This window comes from Agrobacterium sp. Azo12 (assembly GCF_029193765.2).
Lineage (GTDB): Bacteria > Pseudomonadota > Alphaproteobacteria > Rhizobiales > Rhizobiaceae > Agrobacterium.
Window position 1 is genome coordinate 396504 of the sequence record NZ_JARFYO020000003.1, and the last position, 25193, is coordinate 421696.

The 25193-nt window shown below is 53.2% G+C and carries 22 protein-coding genes; 13 read left to right on the forward strand and 9 right to left on the reverse strand.

Translation table 11 applies throughout. The annotated features are described in order from the left end of the window. Positions 1-54 precede the first annotated feature (54 nt). The 8 genes from PYL13_RS23885 to PYL13_RS23920 all read left to right on the forward strand — a co-directional run bounded on the left by PYL13_RS23885 (position 55) and on the right by PYL13_RS23920 (position 11075). Positions 55-1980, forward strand: coding sequence for an ABC transporter substrate-binding protein (locus tag PYL13_RS23885; RefSeq protein ID WP_275643549.1), 1926 nt, complete (start codon positions 55-57; stop codon positions 1978-1980). Between the two features lie 106 nt (positions 1981-2086). Next, positions 2087-4201 carry a family 10 glycosylhydrolase gene (locus tag PYL13_RS23890; protein WP_275643550.1) on the forward strand — a complete coding sequence of 705 codons (2115 nt, stop codon included), beginning with the start codon at positions 2087-2089 and terminating at the stop codon, positions 4199-4201. 26 nt (positions 4202-4227) lie between these two features. Next, positions 4228-5214 carry an ABC transporter permease gene (locus tag PYL13_RS23895; RefSeq protein WP_192490204.1) on the forward strand — a complete coding sequence of 329 codons (987 nt, stop codon included), beginning with the start codon at positions 4228-4230 and terminating at the stop codon, positions 5212-5214. A gap of 11 nt (positions 5215-5225) precedes the next feature. Next, positions 5226-6401 carry an ABC transporter permease gene (locus PYL13_RS23900; RefSeq protein WP_275643551.1) on the forward strand — a complete coding sequence of 392 codons (1176 nt, stop codon included), beginning with the start codon at positions 5226-5228 and terminating at the stop codon, positions 6399-6401. An 11-nt stretch (positions 6402-6412) separates the two neighbouring features. After that, positions 6413-8125 (forward strand): ABC transporter ATP-binding protein, encoded by a 1713-nt coding sequence (locus tag PYL13_RS23905; RefSeq protein WP_275643552.1) that lies wholly within the window; start codon positions 6413-6415, stop codon positions 8123-8125. 9 nt (positions 8126-8134) lie between these two features. Next, the gene (otnI, locus tag PYL13_RS23910; protein WP_275643553.1) at positions 8135-8911 is read left to right on the forward strand and encodes a 2-oxo-tetronate isomerase; all 777 of its coding nucleotides are present in this window, start codon (positions 8135-8137) and stop codon (positions 8909-8911) included. A gap of 13 nt (positions 8912-8924) precedes the next feature. Beyond that, complete coding sequence (locus tag PYL13_RS23915) at positions 8925-9776, forward strand: 2-hydroxy-3-oxopropionate reductase (protein WP_275643554.1); 852 nt, start codon at positions 8925-8927, stop codon at positions 9774-9776. Between the two features lie 36 nt (positions 9777-9812). After that, positions 9813-11075: a glycerate kinase type-2 family protein gene (locus PYL13_RS23920; protein ID WP_275643555.1), complete on the forward strand. Its 1263-nt coding sequence runs from the start codon at positions 9813-9815 to the stop codon at positions 11073-11075. Positions 11076-11235: 160 nt separating this feature from the next. Here PYL13_RS23920 and PYL13_RS23925 read toward each other — a convergent pair whose 3' ends face one another. The 6 genes from PYL13_RS23925 to PYL13_RS23950 all read right to left on the reverse strand — a co-directional run bounded on the left by PYL13_RS23925 (position 11236) and on the right by PYL13_RS23950 (position 16942). After that, positions 11236-13227: a BCCT family transporter gene (locus PYL13_RS23925; protein WP_275643556.1), complete on the reverse strand. Its 1992-nt coding sequence runs from the start codon at positions 13225-13227 to the stop codon at positions 11236-11238. Between the two features lie 423 nt (positions 13228-13650). Then, on the reverse strand, positions 13651-13932 hold the full coding sequence (locus PYL13_RS23930) for a hypothetical protein (RefSeq protein ID WP_275643557.1): 282 nt from the start codon (positions 13930-13932) through the stop codon (positions 13651-13653). Positions 13933-14208: 276 nt separating this feature from the next. Next, the gene (locus PYL13_RS23935) at positions 14209-15273 is read right to left on the reverse strand and encodes an AI-2E family transporter (protein ID WP_275643558.1); all 1065 of its coding nucleotides are present in this window, start codon (positions 15271-15273) and stop codon (positions 14209-14211) included. Positions 15274-15392: 119 nt separating this feature from the next. Next, complete coding sequence (locus PYL13_RS23940; RefSeq protein ID WP_275643559.1) at positions 15393-16202, reverse strand: transglutaminase-like domain-containing protein; 810 nt, start codon at positions 16200-16202, stop codon at positions 15393-15395. A 173-nt stretch (positions 16203-16375) separates the two neighbouring features. Then, positions 16376-16600, reverse strand: coding sequence for a hypothetical protein (locus PYL13_RS23945; RefSeq protein ID WP_192490323.1), 225 nt, complete (start codon positions 16598-16600; stop codon positions 16376-16378). A gap of 132 nt (positions 16601-16732) precedes the next feature. Beyond that, positions 16733-16942, reverse strand: coding sequence for a cold-shock protein (locus PYL13_RS23950; protein WP_275643560.1), 210 nt, complete (start codon positions 16940-16942; stop codon positions 16733-16735). Positions 16943-17167: 225 nt separating this feature from the next. Between PYL13_RS23950 and PYL13_RS23955 the strand changes: the two genes are divergently transcribed. From PYL13_RS23955 to PYL13_RS23970, 3 genes are all read left to right on the forward strand, one after another. Then, on the forward strand, positions 17168-17623 hold the full coding sequence (locus PYL13_RS23955) for a hypothetical protein (protein WP_275643642.1): 456 nt from the start codon (positions 17168-17170) through the stop codon (positions 17621-17623). Positions 17624-17809: 186 nt separating this feature from the next. Then, entirely contained in the window at positions 17810-18079 is a 270-nt protein-coding gene (locus tag PYL13_RS23965) for a DUF1488 domain-containing protein (RefSeq protein WP_275643562.1), read from the forward strand. 650 nt (positions 18080-18729) lie between these two features. After that, entirely contained in the window at positions 18730-19068 is a 339-nt protein-coding gene (locus PYL13_RS23970) for a hypothetical protein (protein ID WP_275643563.1), read from the forward strand. Positions 19069-19816: 748 nt separating this feature from the next. Here the strand turns inward: PYL13_RS23970 and PYL13_RS23975 are convergent. Together PYL13_RS23975 and pdxR are read right to left on the reverse strand one after the other, a co-directional pair. After that, on the reverse strand, positions 19817-20950 hold the full coding sequence (locus PYL13_RS23975; protein ID WP_275643636.1) for a glucoamylase family protein: 1134 nt from the start codon (positions 20948-20950) through the stop codon (positions 19817-19819). Positions 20951-21319: 369 nt separating this feature from the next. Next, the gene (gene pdxR / locus PYL13_RS23980) at positions 21320-22810 is read right to left on the reverse strand and encodes a MocR-like pyridoxine biosynthesis transcription factor PdxR (RefSeq protein ID WP_368077711.1); all 1491 of its coding nucleotides are present in this window, start codon (positions 22808-22810) and stop codon (positions 21320-21322) included. A 108-nt stretch (positions 22811-22918) separates the two neighbouring features. Here pdxR and PYL13_RS23985 point away from each other — a divergent pair, with 108 nt between their 5' ends. Beyond that, positions 22919-24154, forward strand: coding sequence for a benzoate/H(+) symporter BenE family transporter (locus tag PYL13_RS23985; protein ID WP_275643565.1), 1236 nt, complete (start codon positions 22919-22921; stop codon positions 24152-24154). A gap of 216 nt (positions 24155-24370) precedes the next feature. Here the strand turns inward: PYL13_RS23985 and PYL13_RS23990 are convergent, their stop codons facing one another. Beyond that, complete coding sequence (locus tag PYL13_RS23990) at positions 24371-24628, reverse strand: hypothetical protein (protein WP_275643566.1); 258 nt, start codon at positions 24626-24628, stop codon at positions 24371-24373. A 162-nt stretch (positions 24629-24790) separates the two neighbouring features. Between PYL13_RS23990 and PYL13_RS23995 the strand changes: the two genes are divergently transcribed. Continuing rightward, positions 24791-25174 carry a response regulator gene (locus PYL13_RS23995; protein WP_250985763.1) on the forward strand — a complete coding sequence of 128 codons (384 nt, stop codon included), beginning with the start codon at positions 24791-24793 and terminating at the stop codon, positions 25172-25174. The last annotated feature ends 19 nt before the right edge of the window (positions 25175-25193 follow it).

Genomic DNA, 25193 nt, shown 5'->3' on the forward strand with positions numbered 1-25193 from the left:
GTGTCGGCCCAGAGGAGGGGAGATTCACTCGGCGTATGAAACGAGGAGGAAAACATGCAAGGATTAAAACGCCGCGCGTTTCTCGCTGCGGGAACAGCAGCTGTTTTGCTGCCTGCCCTACCTGTTTGGGCTCAAATGACTTTCACTGAAGCTGAAATGCTGAAAGACCTTGTTGGCGAAGGAAAACTGCCTGCGCTGGCGGATCGTTTGCCGCTGAACCCGTTGATTGTCACACCGCTTGAGCGCGTCGGATCACACGGTGGCGACTGGAACAGTGCCATCGTTGGTGGCGGTTCCTTGTCGATGCTTTTCCGGTACCAAGCCTATGAACCGCTGTTGCGATATTCACCAGGCTGGTCGGGCGTTGTGCCAAACGTCGCCGAACATTATGAAGCGAATGCTGATGCGACTGAATTCACTTTCAGGCTTCGGAAGGGTATGAAATGGTCGGACGGTGAACCCTTTACCACCGAAGACATCCTGTTTTGGTACGAAGATATCTTCAACTATGAGGGGTTGGATGACGTCGGCCAGAACCACCTGCGTTCCGGTGGAAAGAAAGCGCGGTTTGAAGCCGTCGACGACGTGACATTCAAGGTAATCTTCGCCGCGCCAAACGGGCTTTTCCCCTTGAGACTGGCGTGGGCGAATGATGATCAGACGACACGGGCGCCAAAGCACTACCTCAAACAGTTCCACATCAAGTACAATAAGAATGCTGAGGAAGAGGCGAAGAAAAAGGGCGCCTCCGGTTGGATCCAGTTATTCCAGCGCGAGGCCGGTCTGGTTGTCGACAATGAATTCTTCCAGAATTCGCAACGCCCCGTCATCCACGCCTGGAAGATGACCGTGGCTCCCGGACAAAGCACCGATAGGGCAATTGCCGAGCGCAATCCTTTCTACTGGAAGGTCGATACTGACGGCAAGCAGCTGCCTTATCTGGACCGCATTGTATACCAGATGGTCGCCGATCCCCAGGTATTGCTTTTGAAAGCGATGCAGGGCGAGATTGACCTGATGGACCAGTACATCGCAACCCCGGCCAATCGCGCCGTACTTTATGACGCACAGGAGCAGGGCAACTTCGGTTTTTATACCCTGACGTCAACCGAAACGAACGAGATGGTGTTCCAGCTCAACCTCAATCACCCCAACGAGTTCAAGCGCCAGCTTTACAACAACAAGGATTTCAGGGCTGCTCTATCGATGTCGCTTGACCGCCAAGCCATCATCGACACCGTTTTCATCGGCCAGGGCACAGTATCGCAACCCGCACTCAGAGCAGAAGATCCGCTCTACAACGAGCGCCTCGCAACGCAGTTCACGCAATATGACCCGGAAGGCGCAATTGCCCTTCTCGACAAGATCCTTCCCAACAAGGACGGGGAGGGTTACCGTCTGGATGACAGCGGTAAACGTGTAACGGTCATATTTGAAATTGATCAGGCCCGCGCAACCTTCCTCGACATCTTTCAGCTGGCGCTGCCTATGTTCCAGGCTGTTGGTGTCGATGTTCAAATGCGAACGATGGACCGCTCGTTGTGGGAAGTAAGGGTGCGTCAGGGTATCGAATATGATGCGACGGCTCACCGCTTCGGCGGTAATGGCGGAATTGCCGCCATTCTTGATCCTCGCTACTACATTCCAAATACCACCGAAGCGCTTTACGCCAAGGGATGGCAGTTGTGGTATCGAGATCCCAGTTCCAAGGGCGCAGTCGAGCCACCTCAACCGGTCAAGGATGCGTTGGCCCTTTATGACCGCGTACTTGGCTCGTCCAATCCTGACGAGCAGAAGAAACTGATGGCTGAGATTCTGGAAATTGCAGCCGATCAATTCTACGTTTTTGGCATATGCCTGCCAACGGACAGTTACGGGGTCGTCAAGAAGGACATGCGCAACGTTCCTGAAACCATGCCGAATTCATGGGGCTATCCGACACCTGCTCCAGCCAATCCCGAGACGTTTTTCAAAGCCTGATCGCTCTCCCTCCCCGGACTGAGAAACCGGTTCGGGGAGAGTAAATCTCCACGTGTCGCACGTGCCGTCCCCGGCGCGACGGCAACCTATTGCCATGGATATCAATATGCTTCACCGACCAAATACGTCCACCGATACAGCCAGCCGCTCCCATGAGTGGTACAAATCTGCCACCCGATGGACACAGCTTACATTTGCGGAGGACGATCCGGAAAAATACGATCCAGAATTTTGGATCGATGTTTTCCGGCGCACGAAATCGAATGCCTTATGCCTTTCGGCGGGCGGTTACATTGCCTATTACCCCAGCGAAATCCCTTTGCACTATGTGTCCAAGTTCATTGGCAGCACAGACCCTTTTGGCACGATCGTTGAGGGGGCACGCAAATTGGGAATGCACGTGATGGCCCGTGTCGATCCGCATGCAATTCATGCGGATGCAGCGCAGGCCCACCCTGAATGGGTTGCAATCAACAAGGATGGCAGTCCGCGCGAGCACTGGGCATTTCCCGGCATTTATGTGACTGACGCACTGGGAAGCTACAACCGCGATTTTACGACAGACGTCATTCGTGAGATTGTTTCGAAATACGACATTGACGCGGTGTTTGCCAATCGATGGCAAGGTCATGGGGTATCCTACAGCGAGGACAACCAGCGCCGTTTCAAGGATGAGACCGGCTTTGACCTGCCGCTAAAACCGGATGCGAGTGATCCTGCCTGGCAGGCATGGGCTGCGTGGCGCAGGCGTATTCTGACTGAGCTGGTTGTTTATTGGGACGAAACCGTCAAAGGCATTCGGCCGCATGCCAGCTTCATCCCCAACATGAGCGGCTCATCGCTCATGGAATTTGACCTTTCACTTATTCAAAAACATTGCCCGATTCTTTTCGTTGACCATCAGGCACGTCAAGGCGTTGAGGTTGGCTGGTCCGCGGGGCGAAACGGCAAACGCATCCGCGCAACATTTCGAGATCGGCCTGTTGGCTTGATTACGTCCATCGGGCCAGAGGAGGAATATCGCTGGAAGGATTCCGTTCAGAGCGGAGAGGAAATCAAGCTCTGGATCCATGACGGCATGGCGCAGGGACTTTTCCCGTGGTTCACGAAATTCAATGCATGTGTTCCAGATGATCGCTGGGTACAGCCGGTCGTCGACGCCTTCAATCTTCATGCTGACATCGAGCCGCATATCGACGGCATGCAACCAACTGCCGAGATTGCGATTATCGATCCTTCAACCACGCTGCGGCACTGGGCGCCAGAAGAACGGCATATTGCCGAACAAAACGATCTCGGCTTCTATCATGCTCTGGTCGAGGCACGTATTCCGTTCGAGTTTGTGTCCGATCAGGTCATGACAGCAGAAACGCTGGATCGCTTCAAGCTAATCATATTGGCAAACGCCGCCTACCTTTCCGATGAACAATGTAGCGCCATCGAAGCCTACGTCCAACGCGGCGGATCGGTTGTTGCTGCATTCGAAACGTCGCTTTACGACCAGGTGGGCAAGCCGCGCGCTGATTTTGGTCTGGCAAACGTCTTTGGGGCACATTTGACCTCGTCGACCCGCGGGCCGGTCAAAAACACCTACATTGCTCTTTCAGGTACCCACCCAATCAACATCGGTTACGATGGTGCTGCCCGCATCATCGGTGGTACGCACCTGATAGCCGTCAATGCAGAAAAAGCTGCAGAAACACCGTTTCTCTACGTTCCCGATTTTCCTGATTTGCCTATGGAAGAGGTCTATCCGCGACAAGAGCCGACTGACGCAGCCGTTGTCGCGAGGGACACAGGGTATGGCGGTCGCGTGGTTTACATCCCCTTCAACCTCGGTGAAGTCTATTGGAAAGTGCTGGCACCGGACCACGGGCGGCTGATTGCTAATGCAGTCAACTGGGCTTTCGGTGAAGACCATCGTGTTAGAATTGATGGCAAGGGGATTATAGATATTGCGATCTACGAAAAGGACGACGCACTGGTGGTATTCCTTGTCAATCTGACCAACCCGATGATGATGAAGGGACCGCTGCGGGAGGTGTACCCAATCGGGACGCAGACGCTTTCAGTAGCACTGCCGAAAGGAAAGCGGTCAGCCGTCGCAAAGATGCTGGTGAAAGGTCAGGAGTGCACCTGCCGTATCGTGGGCGGCCGTGTCGAGGTGGAGGTGCCATCGGTCGAGGCCATGGAGACGGTCCACCTGACCTGGCATTCATAAGCCGAGAAAACCAGTGGGAGGAAGCCATGCTGGCCTATGTGCTGAAACGTATTCTCTACATGATACCGACATTGTTCGGCATGTCGTTAATCGCCTTCATGATCATTCAATTGCCGCCTGGCGATTATCTAACCTCGCTTCTGTCCACCATGGCTGATGGGGGACAGAACCTGGATGAAGCAACCATTGCCCGCCTTCGCGCGCAGTATGGTCTCGATCAGCCCGTCTATGTCCAGTATTTCGTTTGGATGACGGGTATTCTGACGCGGGGCGATTTCGGCTACTCGTTCGAGTGGAACCAGCCGGTATCAACGCTGATCTGGGATCGCATGGGCTCGACCCTGCTCATCTCGTTTGCCAGTCTGTTGATGGTCTGGGCCATTTCACTGCCCATCGGTATCTACTCAGCGGTAAAAAGGCATTCGTTCGGTGATCACGCCTTTACCCTGCTTGGATTTATCGGTCTGGCAGTGCCCAACTTCATCATGGCACTGACCTTGATGTATATGAGCTACCGTTTTCTGGGCCAAAGCGTCGGAGGCATTTTTTCTCCTGCATTTGTAGATGCACCGTGGAGTGTTGCCAAATTCACGGACATGCTTAGTCACATGTGGATACCGATCATTGTCATCGCAATGTCCGGTACTGCGGCAATGATCCGCATTCTGCGTGCCAATCTCTCCGACGAATTGAGCAAACCCTATGTGATTACGGCGCGTGCAAAGGGGCTTCCTGAACGGAAAGTCATTGTAAAATATCCGGTGCGTATCGCGCTGAACCCCTTCGTCAGCTCAATTGGCTGGGTTTTGCCCGATCTTGTGTCCGGTGTGACCATAACTGCAATCGTCCTCAATCTGCCAACCGCAGGCCCACTACTCCTTAGGGCGCTTGTGGGGCAGGACATGTATCTCGCCGGCAGTTTCATTCTTCTCATGGGCGTGCTCACCCTGGTTGGCATGCTGATTTCCGACATTCTTCTGGCTGCGCTTGATCCGCGCATCCGTTTCAACTGAAGGGGCTCTCCATGTTGAGTGACACAAATAGCGTCTCCACGCTGGAAACAGGTCCCGCAATCAGTCCTTTGAAACGCAGCGGTAAGGTCGAGAGTCTGATGGCGGCTGGGCAATGGACACTGATCCGCCAGCGCTTTTTCAGACATAAGGTCGCCGCCGTTGCTGGTGTGATCATTCTCATTCTTTACGTCATTGGTGTTTTTGCCGAATTCCTGGCACCGGGTCTGCCCAACGCATCAAGGCCGCAATACACATTTGCCCCGCCGCAGAGAATTGCCCTGTTTACCCCCTCGGCGGATGGTGGGAGCAAGTTTCTTCCCCATGTCAAAGGTTACAAGATCGAGATTGATCCGAAGGCCCTGCGCCGCAGCTTTGTCGTTGACGAGACAAAGATCATTCCCATTGGCCTGTTTGTGGAAGGTTCGCCCTATAAGCTTTGGGGGCTTATCCCGATGCAAACTCGTTTGATGGGACCCCTCGACCAGCGGGAACCGATGTATCTTCTCGGCTCGGATCGTCTTGGACGAGATCTGATGAGCCGACTGATCTACGGAACTCGAGTGTCAATGTCGATTGGCCTCGTGGGTGTGGCCATTTCGCTCACCCTTGGCGTTATCATGGGGGCGGTCTCCGGATATTACGGAGGCTGGGTCGACACCCTGATACAACGTATCATCGAGATCGTAAGCGCCATGCCGACCATACCGTTGTGGCTGGGGCTGGCCGCCGCCATTCCTCTGACATGGTCACCCTTATCTGTCTATTTCATGGTCACGCTGATCGTTTCACTGTTGGGATGGACGGGACTTGCCCGAGAGGTCAGGGGGCGGTTCTTCTCGCTGCGTGGCGAAGATTTTGTAACGGCCGCCAGGCTGGATGGAGCTAGCGAGCGCCGTATCATTTTTCGTCACATTCTTCCATCGCTTACCAGCCATATCCTTGCTGTCGTGACGCTCGCCATTCCCACGATGATCGTTGCGGAAACGTCGCTGTCATTTCTAGGGGTCGGCCTCAAACCGCCTGTCGTCAGTTGGGGCGTATTGCTTCAGGACGCACAAAATGTCCGTACGGTCGCAACGGCTCCGTGGTTGCTGATCTGGCCAAGCCTGGCCGTCGTGCTGGCTGTGCTGTCCTTCAATTTCTTTGGCGATGGTCTGCGCGACGCGGCCGACCCTTATGACACGTGAGGTGCATCACGATGATAAAATCTGAAACATTGCTCTCGGTGCGCAATCTCTCCATCGATTTCCATTTGCGAACACACATCCTTCATGCCGTGCGTGACGTGAATTTCGATTTGCAACGCGGCAAGACACTGGCACTTGTCGGGGAAAGTGGATCGGGAAAATCGGTGACTGCCCGGTCATTGATGAGGCTCATCGACAAGCCTGGTCGCATGATCGCCGGCGAGATCCTTCTCGACGGACCAGGCGGTCCGGTTGATGTCGCAAAAATGGCAGAGGGCAGTCGCGAGGTGCTTGCCATTCGTGGCGGTCGCATCGGGTTGATTTTTCAAGAACCGATGAGCTCTCTGTCTCCCGTCCACACGATCGGATCGCAGATTGTCGAGGCTATCCGACTGCACAACAAGGTCTCGAAGAAAGAAGCCTGGGAGCGTTGTATCGATCTGTTGAGGCAGGTCGAGATCCCGCAGCCAGCTTTGATGGCCAAGCGATACACTTTTGAGTTCTCGGGCGGAATGCGCCAGAGAGCTATGATCGCCATGGCTCTGGCCTGCGATCCTGAAGTGTTGATTGCTGACGAGCCTACGACAGCACTGGACGTGACCACCCAGGCGGAAATCCTTGACCTCATTAAACGCCTGCAAGACGAGCGTGGCATGGCAATGCTGCTGATCACCCATGATATGGGCGTAGTCGCCGAGGTAGCTGACGATGTTGCGGTGATGAGGTTTGGGCGGATCGTTGAGAAGGGACCAGTCGATGAGATCTTCCACGCCAGCCAGCATGCCTACACGCGCCAACTTTTGAACGCGACAGTGAAGCTAGAGGGCGCTGCCGAAAAACGAGCGCTACCTTCGTCGCTCAGTTCTTCGGTCGAGCCGGTACTATCGATACGCGGACTGACGAAAATTTACGGTGGGGCATCGAAACTTTTCGGCGCAAGCGCTGGTCAGGGACTGGTTGCGGTGGACAATGCCACTCTTGAACTCTTTCCGGGTGAAAATCTGGGCATTGTTGGCGAAAGCGGTTCAGGCAAGACGACCTTAGGGCGCATGATGTTGCGTGTGATAGAGCCCACCGCGGGCAGCGTACATTTCCGCCCCGATGGTGACACTGCACCTGTTGAGGTCACCTCGCTCGGTAAAACTGATCTGCGTCGCTACCATCAGGATGTGCGACTGATCTTTCAGGACCCCTTTGCATCTCTTAATCCAAGAATGACAGTCAAGCAGATCATTGCGGATCCACTGATCGTATCGGGGAAAATGAGCGGGAAAGCTGTCGACGAACGCGTTGCCCAACTGCTTGAAAAAGTGGGCCTGGACCCGCTGGCTATGGAGCGTTATCCGCACGCCTTTTCTGGTGGCCAACGGCAGCGCATCGGCATAGCAAGAGCGCTGGCAGTTGATCCCAAAGTGATCGTTGCAGACGAGGCAACCTCTGCACTTGATGTATCGATCCGTAGCCAGATCCTCGATCTGCTGCTTGATATCCAGAAGCAGCTGCATCTCAGCTTCATTTTCATTTCTCATGATATTTCGGTCGTGCGCTACTTCTGTGATCGCGTGGCGGTGATGCACAAGGGAAAGATTGTTGAAGTTGGAGATGCGCAGACGATCTGCACCAACCCATCGCAGCCCTATACGAGGCGGTTGATTTCCTCCGTTCCAAATCCCGATCCACGCAACAAGCGCATGCTTCATCGTCTGCGCGCAGAGCAAACCTGAGGCCAGCACATGCCCAAATTCGCAGCCAATCTCTCCATGCTTTATACGGAGCACCCATTCATCCAGCGTTTTGCTGCCGCCGCTGCGGACGGTTTCAAGGCCGTCGAGTATGTCAGCCCGTACGAGGAGACACCCGAGGCGGTCGCCGCCGAATTGAAGAAAAACGGTTTAACACAAGCTCTTTTCAATTTGCCGGCCGGTGATTGGGCGGCAGGAGAGCGTGGCTTAGCCTGCCTGCCCGACAGGGTCGCCGAGTTCGAGGTGTCGGTGGACACTGCGCTGGCATATGCTGGTGTTCTTGATTGTCACAAACTCAATTGTCTTGCCGGTATCGCTCCCAAGGATGTGGCTCCCGACGTTCTGGAGGAGACCTTGGTAAAAAACCTGCGTTATGCGGCAACGCGGCTTGCAGATGCAGGTGTGACCTTGGTGTTCGAACCGATCAACACCCGCGACATTCCTGGCTATTATCTGACCAACACAGATCATGCCGAACGTATCATCGGGCGCGTCAACCATCCCAATCTGTTGATACAGTACGATTTTTATCACATGCAGATCATGCAGGGCGACATCGTCAGAACGTTCGAGAGGCTGCAGAGCTCCATTGGCCATGTTCAGGTCGCCGATAATCCAGGGCGCCATGAACCTGGCACAGGCGAGATCAATCACGATTTCATTTTCAAACGTCTGGACGCGCTTGGCTACGATGGCTGGGTTGGTTGTGAGTACCGCCCGGCGGGCGATACCAGCCAGGGGCTCGGCTGGCTGAAGGCATATCAATAAGGGAGAAGGTACGTTGAGAGTTGGATTTATCGGACTGGGCGTTATGGGTCGCCCGATGGCGCAGCATTTGATTGAAGCTGGTCATGACCTTTATGTGCATCGGGTCAAGCCCGTCTCCTCGCATCTCGTTGAGAGCGGTGCGGTTGCCTGCGACACAGCGGCGGAGGTTGCGAAGTCGGCCGAGGTGATCATTCTGATGCTGCCCGACACGCCTGATGTCGAGACAGTTCTGTTTGGGCAGGATGGCGTTCAGCAAGGTCTCAGCAGCGGCAAGCTCATCATCGATATGAGCTCCATTTCGCCGTTGGCAACCAAAGACTTTGCGGCTCGAGTTGAAGCCCTGGACTGCGACTATCTGGATGCACCAGTGTCGGGTGGCGAGGTTGGCGCAAAGGCAGCGTCTCTGACCATCATGGTTGGTGGAAAGACTGAGGTCTTTGAGCGTGCCAGACCGCTTTTTGAGCGTATGGGCAAGAACATCACCTTGATTGGTGGCGTCGGGGACGGCCAGATTGCGAAGGTTGCGAACCAGATCGTTGTTGCTCTCAATATCCAGGCGGTTTCAGAGGCACTCAGGTTTGCTCAAAAGGCAGGCGCCGACCCCGCGATTGTACGTAAGGCATTGATGGGTGGTTTTGCCGCGTCTCGTGTTCTTGAAGTGCACGGCGAACGTATGATCAACAGAACGTTTGAACCAGGCTTCCGCATGCGTCTGCATCACAAGGATTTGTCGCTTGCTATGGAATCAGCCCGACTTCTCGAGTTGATGTTGCCAAACGCAGCGTTGGTGCAACAGCTCATGAACAGTGCGTTGGCCAAAGGCTTCGGAGACAAGGATCACTCGGCGTTGTTTGAGCTTTTGTAGTCGATCCCCGCTGATGGCCTTAGAAAGGAACCTGCTGTGATTTTAGATCCACGCCGCTTTCTGACATCTCTCTACGATGTGGCTGTGCAAGCGGCAGATCCCGCAAATGGCATGACGAAATTCCTGCCTGAGCCACCAGCCAATGGTCGCGTCGTGGTGATCGGTGTCGGGAAGGGAGCCGCCCAGATGGCACGCTCTTTTGAACAGGTCTGGGACGGTCCGCTCAGCGGCCTTGTCGTGACGCCTTATGGCTACGAGTGCGAAACGCTTGATATCGAAGTAATCGGGGCGGCTCATCCGGTGCCTGATGAATCCGGACTTACCGCTGCAAAGCGGCTGAAAACGATCCTGTCAGGCCTTTCTGCTTGCGATCTCGTAATTGCTCTGGTGTGCGGAGGAGGTTCAGCTCTTCTGCCATCACCACCGGATGGCTTTACCCTAGCCGACGAGATAGGTCTGAACGAGGTACTTCTTGCGTCAGGCGCACCAATCTCAGCAATGAATGTGGTACGAAAACATTTCTCCACGATCAAGGGCGGGCGGCTTGCTGCGGCGACGAAAGCACGCGTCGTCATTTTTGTCGTCTCGGATATTCCCGGGGACACTGCTGCTCTCGTGTCGTCTGGTCCAACGATTCCCGACGACAGTTCCCGTCAAGAGGCACTGGACATCATTGGGCGTTACCGCATGGAGCTGCCATCGAAACTGGTGGATTTTCTCAGCACGCCCGCTGCGGATGCTCCATGTCCAAAAAGTGCTGTCTTTGAGGGCAACACATGGCACGTTTTGTCTTCGGCGCGTGTGGCGCTCGATGCTGCCGCAGAATTTGCACAGCATGGTGGTGTTAACGCGGTGATATTGTCCGATGCCATCGAAGGCGAGGCGCGGGATGTTGCGCGCGTCCACGCTGCCATAGCCCGTGAAATTGCCACACGTGACAGTCCATTTGCAAAACCTTGCCTGCTGCTTTCAGGCGGAGAAACTACCGTGACATTAAAATCTAAAGGTGGCAGGGGAGGGCGCAATGGCGAATTTGCTCTCTCGCTGGCGCTTTCCATCGACGGTTTAGAGGTGCACGCCCTAGCAGCTGATACTGATGGCATCGATGGTTCGCAAAATAATGCTGGAGCATTTGTCGACGGAACCAGTATGGAGCGCTTTCGCGCGAAACACATTGATGGGCAGGCCCTGCTTGCCGCCAACGACAGTTATTCGGCTTTCTCCCTGGCCGGGGATTTGTTCGTCTGTGGGCCAACCGGTGTTAACGTCAACGATTTTCGCGCTATCCTGATCACCTGATATGGGCCCTGTGGGGGTTAAAGGCACTTGTACGGCTGAGCTAGTTGTCGCTGCAACAACAGCATGTCAGTTTCGATCAGCATATGGGACCGTTGGTCTATAGAGGTACTGGATGTTTTTGGAAAACCCTGTCGTTGATTTCCTGCATTGTGAGATTGTATCAAACTCCCGAGGGATGTTCCGGGGCACCGTGGACAAGCTGCATATCGGGAGAGTTTACCAGATGCAGGTATCGTTCAAATTGGATAAGCACATCGGCTAGAATTTGATCTCGTGACATTCTCATCAGGTCGTACCCCCGGTTACCACTCGAAAAATAAGTCCTTGCCTCGTATCTGAGCTCCGGTTGTCCTGCACGTATCGTTGTGAAACTAGCAACACGGTGGCTCGTCAGGGACACGCCATATACGAAGTCGCGCACGCCTTCAGCTGGTGATCGAAGGACAATTGCATCGTCGTCTTCTGTCAAAATCTCTGAAATTCTGCCCTGTGCCGTGAGTTCTTCCGCCATCTGCACAAGGGCAGGCCGCACATTCGTTTCCATGAAGCGGCGAACGTCTTGTTCTGTTGCTGCAGTCAACATTAAACCAAGACGACGTTGCCATGTTTGTCCGCTGGCAGGCTGCGCCGGTGGAAGGACACTCTGGCCTTGATGAGCCTCCCGCTGTGCGAGATCTTCCCTCATACCCCTAAACAGGGACCATACCAGAGCGAGCATCACCACTGTAAAGGGTAGCGCGCTCGCAACTGTAACGGACTGCAAAGTCGCAAGGCCGCCGGCCAGAAGCAGGCAACCCGCTACCAATCCCTCCATGATACACCAGAAGACGCGTTGCCCCGTGGTTGTGGTGGTTTCGCCGCCTGCTGCTATTGCGTCGACGACAAGTGCACCAGAATCTGCGGACGTGACAAAGAAGATCGAAACCAGAACGACCGCCAGGGTTGAGGTGATAGCGGGAAGGGGGAGATATTCGAAAAACCGGAAAAGCGCGACCGACATATCATTGGCCACAGCATCGCCCAAGGCGCCAGATGCCACACCGGTATCGATAAACATAGCTGTATTGCCGAACACCGTCATCCAGAAAAAAGTGAAGCCGGCCGGTATGAAAAGTACCGCCATCACGAATTCGCGCACTGTGCGACCTCGCGATATGCGGGCGATGAACATGCCAACAAATGGCGACCACGAAATCCACCAAGCCCAGTAGAACAATGTCCAAATGTCGATCCATGGAGTGGGTTTGTAGGCATAAATGTTGAAGCTGCGTAAAACGATCGTGTCCAGATACATTCCAAGGTTCTGCACGAAGTCCCTGAAAATCTGGCCAGTTGGTCCGACGATCAGCACGAAGATCATCAGCAGTATTGCAAGTAGCAGGTTGGTTTCTGAAAGGATCCGCACACCCTTGTCGAGGCCAGAGACCACTGACAAGGTCGCAACCACGGTCACAGCGGCGATCAAAGGCAGCTGAATCTCTGTGCCAATAGGGATGCCCAGCAGGTGATTTAGCCCCGCATTGATTTGCGCAACGCCTACTCCAAGAGAGGTTGCTATGCCAAACATTGTTCCCACAATTGCAAAAATATCTACAGCATGCCCGATTGGCCCATCTATCCGATTTTTGAGGAGGGGATAGAGGCCGGAACGGATCGTGAGTGGCAAGTTATAGCGGTAGCCAAAATAAGCTAGAGACAGACCCACGACAGCGTAGATGGCCCAGGCGTGAATTCCCCAGTGGAAGAACGTCACTGTCATCGCTTCCCGCATGGCTTCAATCGAACGTGGTTCTGCTGTGGGAGGTGCCATGTAATGTGTCATGGGTTCGCCTACTGCATAGAACATGAGGCCGATGCCCATCCCGGCTGCAAACAGCATGGCCACCCATGAGGTGAAACGAAAATCAGGAATTGAATCGTCAGGACCGAGTTTCAGCTGCCCGAAACGTCCGAATGCCAGCACCAGCACAGAAAGCAGAAATATTGCAACTGCAAGAAGGTAAAACCATCCAAAAGCGCTCAAAATTGACTTTTGCACCGCACTGAACAACAACCCGGCCTCTCCCGGCATAAAGACACCGATGGCGAGAAAGATACCGATGATGAAGAGTGACCCATAAAAGACTGGAGGGTTTATGACAAAAGGCTTCATAGGTTTTGATCTTTCCAGCGTCTGGTTTTCCAGGCAATCATGTCTACTACGAAATATTTTGACGCGCGGATGTTACTCACGACGAATTCCCGAACTGTAATCAATATGTCTGAAAGTCTTTGAAGTATCGGCGGATAGAACGGCTTTGAAGGGGACTGCGTTCCACCCAATTACTGACCCGTAAAAGAAGGGGAAAAGGCTGTGACGACAGGCGCACGTATCCAGGTTCTTATCGATGATACGGCCGGAATAATGTCTCAGAGGTTGTGCAGATCATAGGGAAGTATTGTCGGAGACGGTGTGTATATGACCAACCATGCCATAGACGCAGCTTCGCACTATGAGATCCTATCTGGCGGTTAGGTTTATGATGTCTGCGTTTGCGTTGTCAGAGTGTGACGACACTTGAGTTCACGAACGGCCTCATTCTTTTCCGATCATCCTTTGATCGAAAACAGACGGATCTGCGACTTCATTTCCCAGTTGGTCGTTGATCTCGTTTTTGGATTGCCCCAAAATTTGAAGAAGCGCTGTGTGCTCAGGTTTGCCAACACTCTCTTCAAGGAAATCAGAGAGAGCCTTGCGGGTCTGCGGACCTCCGGAAGGCTTATTGGCGGTATGCAGGACGACTATGTCTCCGTCATTTGTCTCAAGCGACCAACGATCACCATTACTGCTGATTGAAAATTCTTTGTTATCGGTCATTATAGTTCCCTTCGACGGTGAATACGGTTTTCACTCTCGGTCGTCCGGTAGCCCTACAAATAGGCAGTGAAGCTAATATTTTTTGGAGTAGTTTGCCGCGGCTATCGGCCCCGAGTACAAAGCGCGTGCATTAACGCACCATTCGTCGGTTCAACACGATTTCTTGCTGTTGTGTTCCAAATTGTCTTCTTCGTTCAAATAAATCGTCTGTCGTCAAACTCAGATCGCACAACGGGGATGCAAAAAGGCGAGCCAGTCGTTTGCGGCCCTACATGATCACTTCGTCGGCTGGTTCGTTTTTTTGGCATTCTGTTGTCGGCCAAAAAGTGACCATGCCGACATAAACAGGGCGGCAATGAGCGGCCCGATGACAAATCCGTTAATTCCGAAAAGTGAAATACCGCCGACAGTGGAAACCAGAACAATGTAGTCTGGTAACCGGGTGCTTTTCCCTACCAGCAATGGTCGCAAGAGGTTATCGATCAGCCCTATCACCAGCACTCCGATGAGTACCATGGCGAGCCCCTTCAACCATGCTCCGGTGAGGAAAAGCCAGATGGCAGCTGGTCCCCAGACAAGAGCTGCTCCAACGGCCGGCAGCATTGACAGAAAGGTCATTACCACGCCCCACAATAAAGGAGCTTCGATACCAAGAGATAGGAAAGCAATACCCCCGATCGTTCCCTGAATGATCGCGATGATGACGTTACCCTTCACGGTAGCGCGCACAACTGCTGCGAATTTATCGACGAATTGGCGCGTGTATTCATCGCTCAATGGAATTGCCTGTTGGATTGTTCTGGCAAGTGCCGCACCATCCCTGAACAAAAAATACATGAGGTAGAGCATTATGCCGAAACTAATAAAAAACTGCAGTGTGTTCTGGCCCAGACTGAGTACTGTTCCGGCGATCGACTGTCCTGCTTGCATAAAGGCAGCAGAGACACTCTCCCGCAAATCTGTGAAGCCATCCAGCCTAATTGATCTTAGCCAGTCGTTGGCAAACGCGGGCAAAGCCTCCTCGATGCGCGTGGCGTAGGCGCTAAAATCAATCTCGTTGTTGTTTATCCGTTGATAAAGGCTGGAGCCTTCACGAATGAGCGACCCCAATATAATCATGGAGGGCAGGATGACGAGAAAAACGCACAACAATACGGTTAGCATCGACGCTATCCCGCTTCTCCCTTTTAATGCATGCTCGACCCGTCTGTGTACGGGAAAGAATATGATGGCGAGAATAACTGCCCAAAGCACGGCACTGTAATATGGCAACAAGAGCCAGAAAAACGCGATCGTCACTACCGCCAGCAAGATGTAGAAGCTTGTTCGTTGAATAGACATGTGTGCCTTTGTTGGCTAGCCGAACCTAGCTTTCTCTTCAGAAAGTACAGATTTTGGTAGTACTATAGCAGTGTCGTGATTCCGAACAACGCGGTGCACTCTGTCTCAATTTGCTTCGGTCATGACGGAAGTTCGTCTGTAAAAACCTCGAAGCTCGTCAAAATCGCGGGGCCAAAAGCGGTCGATAGTGCAACGTCGGTTGCATCCCGCCCAACCGCCATCAGTATCCGTCCTACGCGTGGTGTATTGTGGCGGGCGTCGACCGTGTACCACCGTCCACTCAGGTAGACCTCGAACCATGCGCTGAAATCCATCGGGTGCGGGTTCTTGGGAACGCCGATATCTCCGAGGTATCCAGTGCAGTAACGTGCAGGGATATTCATGCAACGACATAGCGTAATTGCCAGATGGGCAAAGTCCCGGCACACACCTTTTCCGTCAGTGAACCCTCCGTGAGCTGTTCTGAGGGGATCTGCTCTATCATAATCGAAGGTTATGTGCTCGTGGACAAAATCAACAATTGCTTTCACGCGTTGCCAGCCGAGCGGGGTACCGGAAAATGTCTCCCAGGCGAAGTCTGCCAATCTGTCGGTGTCACAGTAGCGGCTGCCTAGCAGGAAAACCAGCACCTCATCTGGTAAATCCTTTATGTCGTGCTGAAAGGCATTTTCGGGAACCGGATCTGGCAGGCCACTGTCATATATATCGAACTTGGTAGAAATCGTCGTAAGGCCGGGTGGAGCAGATATGCGACTGCAGACATTACCGAATATGTCGAGATAACCCCAAGCCTCAATCGGCCGATCAAAGGTGAGCGTTTGTTCAGTAAGTAGGTCGGCGCGCCGGCTGGGGTGAATATTGAGGACAAGCAGCATCGCCGTCTCATGCTCGCACTGATAACCGATATTAAAGCCGGCACGTATTTTCATAGAGGTGTTCCTAGTGAAAGGCATCAAGCCGTTCAATTGCAACGCACTCAAGTAAGGGACGTTCCATCGGGGACGACCGCCGTGTCGCCTCGCGGCTTTGGTGTGCTCACTGTCCGAAGCGCATTAAGCTGTGGACATCGCCCGCGTTCTTGGCGGTTCGAGCCTTATCACATTTAAGTTGTGCGTTTGCGTTTCGCGACAAGAGCTGATGTCGCAGAGACACGATCAGAATGCTCTTTTTCAAGGCGTGCTTGCCGGAGCCGCAAAGTCTTTGCTTCGCGGTTCTGCGTTATTGCCTCAAGCTCATCAAACGCTTTTTCCTTCCCGAAGAAGGGCGTTTGGATATCGTTGAAAGCAATTTCCGCTTTCTGTCGGGAAATGCTGTACTTTTCGGTCATTTGAATTCCTGTTGCAAAGTTGGCCAACGAGGCCGAGCTAAAGGGCTAGGTGTTTTACCCGGCCTTTTATGAAAAGGTGACGTGCTTTCAGCCGTGCCATTACATCCGTGGTCAAGGGAAAGCACGATCTCCTCAGGCTGACTGAAGATTACAGGCCGACATTTTGCCGGACTTGCTGTCCCGCTCCAGATCAAAGCCGATCTTCTGGCCTTCGACGAGGTTACGCATCCCAGCGCGCTCAACGGCGGAGATATGCACGAACGCATCTGCGGACCCATTGTCAGGCTGTATGAAGCCAAAGCCTTTTGTGGAATCAAACCATTTTACTGTGCCAGTGTTCATGATGAACCCTTTCATAACGATAAAGAAAACACAGCACTCAGTGCCGTATATGATGATAACGATTTTGAAAGGAGAGGTTCGTTCAGACCGCGGTGCCAATCGCGAGATAATCAAAGCTAAGCAAGCAAACTCGATCACACTTCGTAAAGTGTCTTGCAATGATTGTCAACCAAAAGTTCTTGTCGTTGTTTTGCTCGCGCAAAAGTGGCGATCCGCGTAAGTGAGTTGAAGAACTCTTTTGCGCTCAAGGGCGCTGGGGTTACCGAAGGTTTTTGCTGCACGGGGGCTGAACTGAAAGAGATTGTTCCCGATGAAATGGCCAATGATCGCAAGCGGTTGGTCCCAAATACTTTCAATACGGCCTTGTTTTGTGCGCAATCAGGGCGCATGATTGGAAAACATACCGGCGTGTCTTGTGATATCTCGCCGGAACTTCTTTCCATTACAGCCGCATTGTATGAATTACACGCGCTTTTGATCTGCTTTTTTTATCGGCTCGTCTTGTGCTGGACTTTCTCCAGTACGCGCGCTCATGTTGAAAACTGGCTCTACGCGGACGAATTTGTTCGAACTGCAACGAAAGGCCAAAACCATGAACACGAACGGCAAACACAGACGTCAAGCACTGAGCGTAGAGCGTTGGGAAAACGAGGGTGGGGCCTGCGTCAAGGATACACCTGATAGCCAATACGGCAGAAGGATCGAGAGAGATCGCTCATGGACGATCTACCATGTGTTCACGGGAGTGCCGGTAAGAATAGGGGACTGCACGCTCATTGACTTGAGCATATCTGAGGCGACTGACGGCATGTTGTCACTCAATCGACGCAACGCTACCCTCAGACAAGAGCGCAGCAGGTGTCAATCATGACACTGGCTTTTCCCAACCGTGCGCGCAGCTTCGATGACGTGCGAAACGCCGTGCGGTTTCTCGGCTATGATGGCATGTTCGAAATTCGTTTTTTTGTTGAAGCTGAGGCTTTGGCCAAGGGCACGACACATAGAACGCGAATGTCGGAAGCCCAGTATCTCTCGAGTTTTGACACAATGCTCAAGCCCATCCATGAGGCGGCCAAAAAAGTATATGCGAAATACGGGCGCAATTTGAACGTTCTGACAATCAGCGATCTCACTTAACTTAGATTGGCTGACCTTCACTTGGCGCTCATTTCCTCGGCCATGGGACCGGAATGACTGCTCTTCGTGAATGTTTGGGCGAGATACCAAGCCATCAAACCATCACACATGATGTAAACGCCGTGTGAACACACCGTGTGGACGCGGGTGGGCATATGTTTCAATCATTTTCTACCTTGGCTTATCCGATGATGCCTTAGGGGAGGCCGCAGCTTTGACTGTGTGCCGTAGATCTCACGGAAAAAGCCGGATGAGTTGTGTTGCTGTGATTTTGTCGCGGGTGACTGGATCCGACGAAATGCAAGATTCGATGTTTCGACGTAACTTTGCGGGGACTTCCGGGCCGCCGGCTTGCAACAGTTTGTCGGTCATCGAAAAAAGCGTCTCAACTGCAACTTTGCACTGTGAGGCGGACAGGATTGTAACGTTTGCTGCAGGGGAAGCCGCGTCCTGGGGGCTGTCCCGGCGTGTAAAGACTGTCAAGCAGTACCAAGCCAGAAACACCCCGCACCAGATGACTATACTGCCAATTATATAAGCGCGCATGGAGGTCCTCCACTGGTTTTGATTGGTACTGCAAAAATAACGACGACACCTCAGGATTAGTGATCTGTTGTAAGAGCCATCGGATTGGTTATCGGAGTGAGAATGTGTATACTCTGGCAATCGACAGCAAATTCATCAGGACGTTGCCGACTGCGGGAGCATTGTCTCGCCTTTTCTCACAAAAGGACGGACAAATGGTAACGCGTATACGTGTGAATTCCAGCGTGGTTCTCTATAAATCTCACGATGCCTGGATGGTTGAAGTCGTTGATGGCTTCGAAACACTGATGTTTGGCTATCGGAACAAAAGAGATGCTCAAAAACGAGCCAGCAGTGAACAAAAACGTCTAGGGATAATAGCGCATGTTATCCCGTTTCCCTATCATCGGATTGGCAAACTTCGTTTTACTCCGGTGACTGGTGATCTACCAACATCAGTATGAAAAAGACATTCCGGCTGGGGTTGTACCAAGCCGGCACCGGGGCCTACCGGTCGCCAGAGCCACTCTTCTTTTCGCCAGACTTTGATCCACCGGATTGTTGGTCGTGGTCTTTGTTAGATGGATTAGCTGTCTGGGAGCGCTGGTCCGATTTCTGATCTTTCTTCCGATCAGGTTTGCGAGCGTCAGTCATAAGACGTACTCCTTGCCACGTGATGCGGCAATCGCAAACGCCATTGCAGACATATCGTTCCTTCACTGCGAATAAACGTGCAGGGCACCGCATTCGGTCGCATAGTGGTGTTCTTCCCCGAGCCCGTCTTTCCGCTGACAAGTGTTTTGCACGAAGGTCGCTATGGGAACTCGTGGTAGCAAAGGAAAGGCGCGCTTGATCACTGCCCGAGGAACAAGATACTGCCGAGTTGAGGCTACTAGGCGGTGATACCTGTGCTGCCTCTCATCGACCGGATGCTCGAATGGTGTCATCTCAAGAAAAAATCGGTGAATAATCTCCTTTTCAGCTCGGCACAATCGTGTCGCGGTTTCGGGCGGGTGAGTGTCTGCCAGAGTCGCTATTTCAAGACCTTTCCTAGGCCAATGCCTGGCAGCCCAGAGGCTTGGGCATTTAAGTTTTTTGCTCGGTCTTGATACTTTGTGTGGATCATGTTCGCGGGTACGTGCTCTCGGGCACCTGCGTCGTACTGCGCAACCATAACAGAGCGTCAGTTGCAGCAAACATCGCTCCTGATGTTTAAGTCGTGAGCTGTTGTCCATGGCTGTTAAAGCCCAGCCGTTTCAAACCAGATTTCGTTTCAGGGGCGCCCATAAACAAGTCCCAAAGCAAGCCGCTGCGATGGTTTTCTATCATCGCGACAATTGGGCCTTGATTAATTGCAAGATGAGTATTGGACACCCATCCCGTAGACGGCTTGAAAGAGTCCATGAGGCCAAAGCGGCCCTCAAGGCGTCCCCCTCTCCAATGCAGAAATTGATGTGCGGCCTCGATTGCTTCCGTTGGCAAAAACGGAATGCTGGAGAGGGCGGCTGTCGGTGCAATTACCCCGCTGTCATTGACAGGCGAATTGACCAAGTAACCTCTCGGGCCGTCACACGCAGACAATCCCCATCCTTCGGCATCTTTGTATCGCGATCGACAATGCAGATAATTGATTTTGGCATGTGCATGGATTTGCATCCAATAATCACTGCAATAGCGGTCTCCCAGACCCCTTGGATCTAAGGCGCAAAATGAATATTGGGATAAGAAAAGCGGACCGCCAAAAGGGTCGCCAAGCGGTAGGCGAACGCCCAGATATTCGTTGCCATTCAATATTGATCCATCTCGTGCCCACCCTGAATGATAGCAGGCGGGATCAATCCCATATTTGCAGGAGCCGGCAGCAAGGACGTAACAGCTCAGAGCCTCATTCCAGCCCTCTATAGGTAGATTACGAGCCCAGGCGTGGCGAGCGCTCCAGTGCCACCATAAAGGCCCGGATTCTCCCTTTGTATACCAGTCCCACTCCACAGCCTGCACGAACTCGTCAACCGCGGTCTGTAGTTTGCGTTCAGCGGGCGTCGATCCTGAAAAAAATTCACGTGAGCAAATAAGACCTTGCATAAGGAAGGCGGTTTCAACGAGATCGCCACCGTCATCGAATTTTGCAAATGGTATCAACTCGCATGTCTCGGCATTCACGAAGTGAGGAAAAGCGCCATGGTAACGCTTTACCTTCCCAAGCGATGACAAGATCTTGTTTGCCCGCTCCAAGGCATCGGCAGCAGTGATCCAGGATCGATACGCGCCAACGACGATTGCAATAAATGCAAAACCGATCCCGCTGATAGAGGCGATCTCGTGGATGGGTTTTCCATCCGATCGCAGCCGATCGCGCGGAAAACCCGTGCTGGGCTGACTACCCGACCAGAAATAATCGAACGTGTTGCGCTGCAGCGCATGGATTTCTTCCGGCAAAGCGCGCGTGACATGAGAAGGTTCAAAGGATCTGGGTGGATTCAAAAGTGACAAATGTGAGGTCATCGATTGTGTGGGGTGATTATGATGTGTGGTCGAACACTTTCGGATCCCATGCCGTTATGCTTTCAAATGCCAAAATGCTGATTATGTACTTTTCTTAGATACCACAGATTCCAGAATGGTTTTTGAAGTGCAAGTAGGTGAAACACTCCGCACTCGCCCATAATGTGCCAGTTTCCAAGACAAGGGGGGACCATCAGTTTGGCGAAAGCGCGGCTATGAAGGGTTGAGCGATCTGAATGCAATAGACAGCTTCCTGACGGCAATTTCAATTTCATGCGGTGTATAGGCGGCAAAGCCCATCAGTAACCCGGGCTTGGCGTCTCCGGTGGCATAAAGCGCAGACAGACCCAGAAGTTCCACTCCCATGCGCCGCGCGGCGTTGACGGCAGCCTGCTCTGAAAGGTCGCCGATGAGACGACAAGGCATTTGCAAGCCACCGGCGGGTGGTTGCGATTCAACAAAATCCGAAAGATGTTTGCGAACCAGTTGCGAAGCGACGTCCAGCCGCTGCGCATACATGCTGCGCATGACACGTACGTGCGAGCCAAAATGTCCACCTTCCATGAAACGGGCTAGCGTCAGTTGCGCTATGGAAGCGGTATGACCGTCCAGAAGGGTGCGCCCTACGGTCATCGGCCTGACGAGTTGCGATGGAAGGATGGCGTAACCAATGCGCAATCCCGGGAAGAGTGCCTTTGTGAAGGTGCCAATGTAGATTGTCCGGTCATGAGGATCCAAACCCTGCACACACGCGGTTGGCTTCCCGGCATAGTGAAACTCGCTGTCGTAATCATCTTCGATGATCCATGCCTGTTGCCGGGCGGCCCAGTCGATCAAGGCCAGGCGACGGTCCAGGGAAAGCGTGGCACCGGTCGGGAACTGATGGGACGGGGTCAGGAATACCGCTTTGACCTTGCGGGGCTCAGCCTTGATCTGGTCGACAACGATCCCGTGATGATCAACGTTGACCGGAATACATTCAAGACCTGCGGCGTCAAACGCCTTTCGCGCACCGTAATAGGCCGGATCTTCAATGAATATCCGGTCGCCAGAATCAAACAGCATGTTTGCGCAGAGCGTCATCGCTTGTTGCGAACTGGTCAGTACCAGTACTCGGTCGGCTGTCGCGCAAGCACCTCGCTCGAGATTTACATAATCGGCGATGGCGCGTCGCAAGGGTTCCGTTCCCTGCGGGTCGCTGTGGAGAAGTGCACTGGTGCCATGCTCTTTCAGCACCTGTCGCTCCAGTCGTTCCCAGAGCTGCAGCGGAAAATTGCGTGTTTCTGGAACACCGTGCGCAAAAGGGCGAGGCGCCAGAATCTCTCGCACGCCACCGCTGTGCGACATGGCCGCTCCACGCTTGCTCAGGTCAGGAGCCTGATTGCGCGATAGAGTGCCACGCTGCTTGAGCCGGTGCTGCTGTGCAAACTCAGTCATCGCCGAGACGAAGCTGCCGCTGCCCACACGCCGTTCGATAAAACCTTCTGCATGAAGCTGGGCATAGGCCGATTCGATAGTGTCTCGTGAAACACCAAGTGATCGTGCGAGTGACCGCGATGCGGGCAGCGGTTTGCCGGCGCGAAGTGCCCCGTCAATGATCATTTGGCGGATTGCCCGTTGTATCCTGGCATGAATAGGCATCGCGGCATGGCCGGGATGGGCAAGCCAAGCCTGTACGGTTTCCAGTTGTGAATGCCTGAACAATTGGTCTGCATCTCTCTCGATAAATGGATGGGAATATCCGTCCATTTATCGCCTAGAAGTCAAGCAGAAGAATTGCGAACGCCGCGATTGAAGGAACATCTAAAATCCATGTCCACTCGTCTGAAATCACCATATCTCACATACATATCCGATCTCGTGCACCCGATCGTTGCGGGACTGATCTCCGTCATCGTTAATTACGGAGGGACTTTCATTCTGGTATTTCAAGCCGCACGTGTCGCGGGTCTCACACCCGACCTCACGGCATCCTGGGTCTGGTCGGTTTCGATCGGCGTTGGTGTGACGGGGGTGATCCTCAGTTGGCGCTACCGTGAGCCCATCATCACCGCATGGTCGACGCCGGCTGCGGCGTTCCTTGTGACGGCACTCGGCACAACCCCTTATGCCGAAGCGGTCGGCGCCTATATCGTATCGGCGGCTGCGTTTGTCCTGCTGGGGCTTTCGGGCGGCTTTGAGAGAATCGTCCGCCTGATCCCGCCTGGTATCGCATCGGGCCTGCTCGCCGGCATTCTTCTTCAATTCGGCATTGGTGCCTTCGCCGGTGTAACAGTCGACCCACTACTGGTCGGTCTTCTTATTGTCGCCTACGTCCTGCTGAAGAGGTTTTCTGCTCGATATGCAGTTGTCGGTATTCTCGGTCTGGGGCTTGGGTTGCTGGTCATGCTGGGGCGAGTTGATCTGGCCGGGCTGCAGCTTCAGTTCGCTGCACCTGTCTTGACCATGCCGGTCTTTTCTCTGAATTCATTGTTAAGCGTTGCGCTGCCACTGTTTCTCATTACTCTGACAGGTCAATACATGCCGGGAATGCTTGTTTTACGGAGTGATGGTTTCAGGACGAGTGCCAATCCCATACTCGCGGTGACCGGCTTTGGCTCGCTCATTATGGCTCCGTTCGGATCGCATGCGTTCAACATTGCCGCGATCACCGCCGCCATCGCAACAGGACGGGAGGCCCATGAAGACCCTTCAAGGCGCTGGATCGCCGGTATTGCTGCGGGCTTCTTCTACGTGCTGGTCGGCGTGTTTGGTGTGACGCTGGCGGCCATTTTCATGGCGTTTCCCTCGACCTTCATTACCGCGCTGGCAGGGCTTGCCTTGCTAGGTACCATTGGTAACAGTCTTGCTGCCGCCCTGGCAAACCCCGTCACCCGTGAGGCAGCACTCATAACCTTCCTTGCGTCGGCGGCGAACATCAATCTGCTTGGGATTGGTGGCGCATTCTGGGGACTGGTTATCGGCCTCGTCGCCTATGTCGGTTTGAACGGCCGCTTGCTGACCCGAGACCGAAGCATAGCCGAGATGAAGCAAGAGACTGCCCCATGACGGACCTGTCATGCATATAAACATCGATAGCAACTGCGTGAACACGGGGCCCAAAGACAACTGGGCACCCTAAACCATTCGCTTGACGAAGATAGGAGGCTTGTGTGCCAACATGGCCAATTCTCTTGGCTTCTGCGTTTGGAAGGTGGACGAGGGAAGTACCACTTAACATTACATCAATGCGCTTCATGGAGACGACTGAAAGCTGCTTGTTGATCAGGTAAGCGTAGTCGCCTGCATGTCCGTTTCTCCAAGACGGCATATAGAATAATCGCAAATGGCGTAGAGATCACGGTTATCGATGCGGGCAGATGTTTCCACCAGTCCCGATCGTTGCAGGTATTGTTCACTGGAGTTGTTGTGACATGGTGCGCAGCAACATTGTTTAATAGTGCTACCATTATCAACGATTGAAAACTCGAAGGCACCCAGTGGCTCACCTGCAACGACATCGCGCTTTCGTGCCGCAAACATCGACGAGCCTGGTTGGCAACATCAACGGTTTTTGAATATTGATTGCTTCATCAAAAAAGGGCTGGAACCATTCGTGTGCTTCCACGTTGTGGCAAGCGATCAAATCGCAGTGATGTCTTGGAATCGCGATTTTCGAGAAAAGAACTGGTACGGATGCAAGATTTGAAAGAAGCGATTTCTCCCCCCATCACGGTTCTCATCGTCGAGGACGAGGCATTTATACGCATGGATGTCGCAGATTATCTGTCTGACGATCAGTTTGTGACCATTGAAGCTGCGAATGCTGACGAAGCAATTTCAATACTCGAGCATCGCGAAGATATTGAGGTCGTGTTTACCGATGTGAACATGCCTGGTTCAATCGACGGAATGGAACTGGCAGGGCTCATCCGGCAGCGATGGCCCTCGATGAGCGTGGTTATGACTTCTGGCATGGTTCGGCCATCACAGTCTGCTCTGCCAGGTAGCGTCAAGTTTTTTGAAAAGCCCTACGACCTTTCCGAACTGAGTGTTTGGATGCGCAACGCCAGACAAGGTGTGAAATAAATCTGGCTGGCATTTTCTC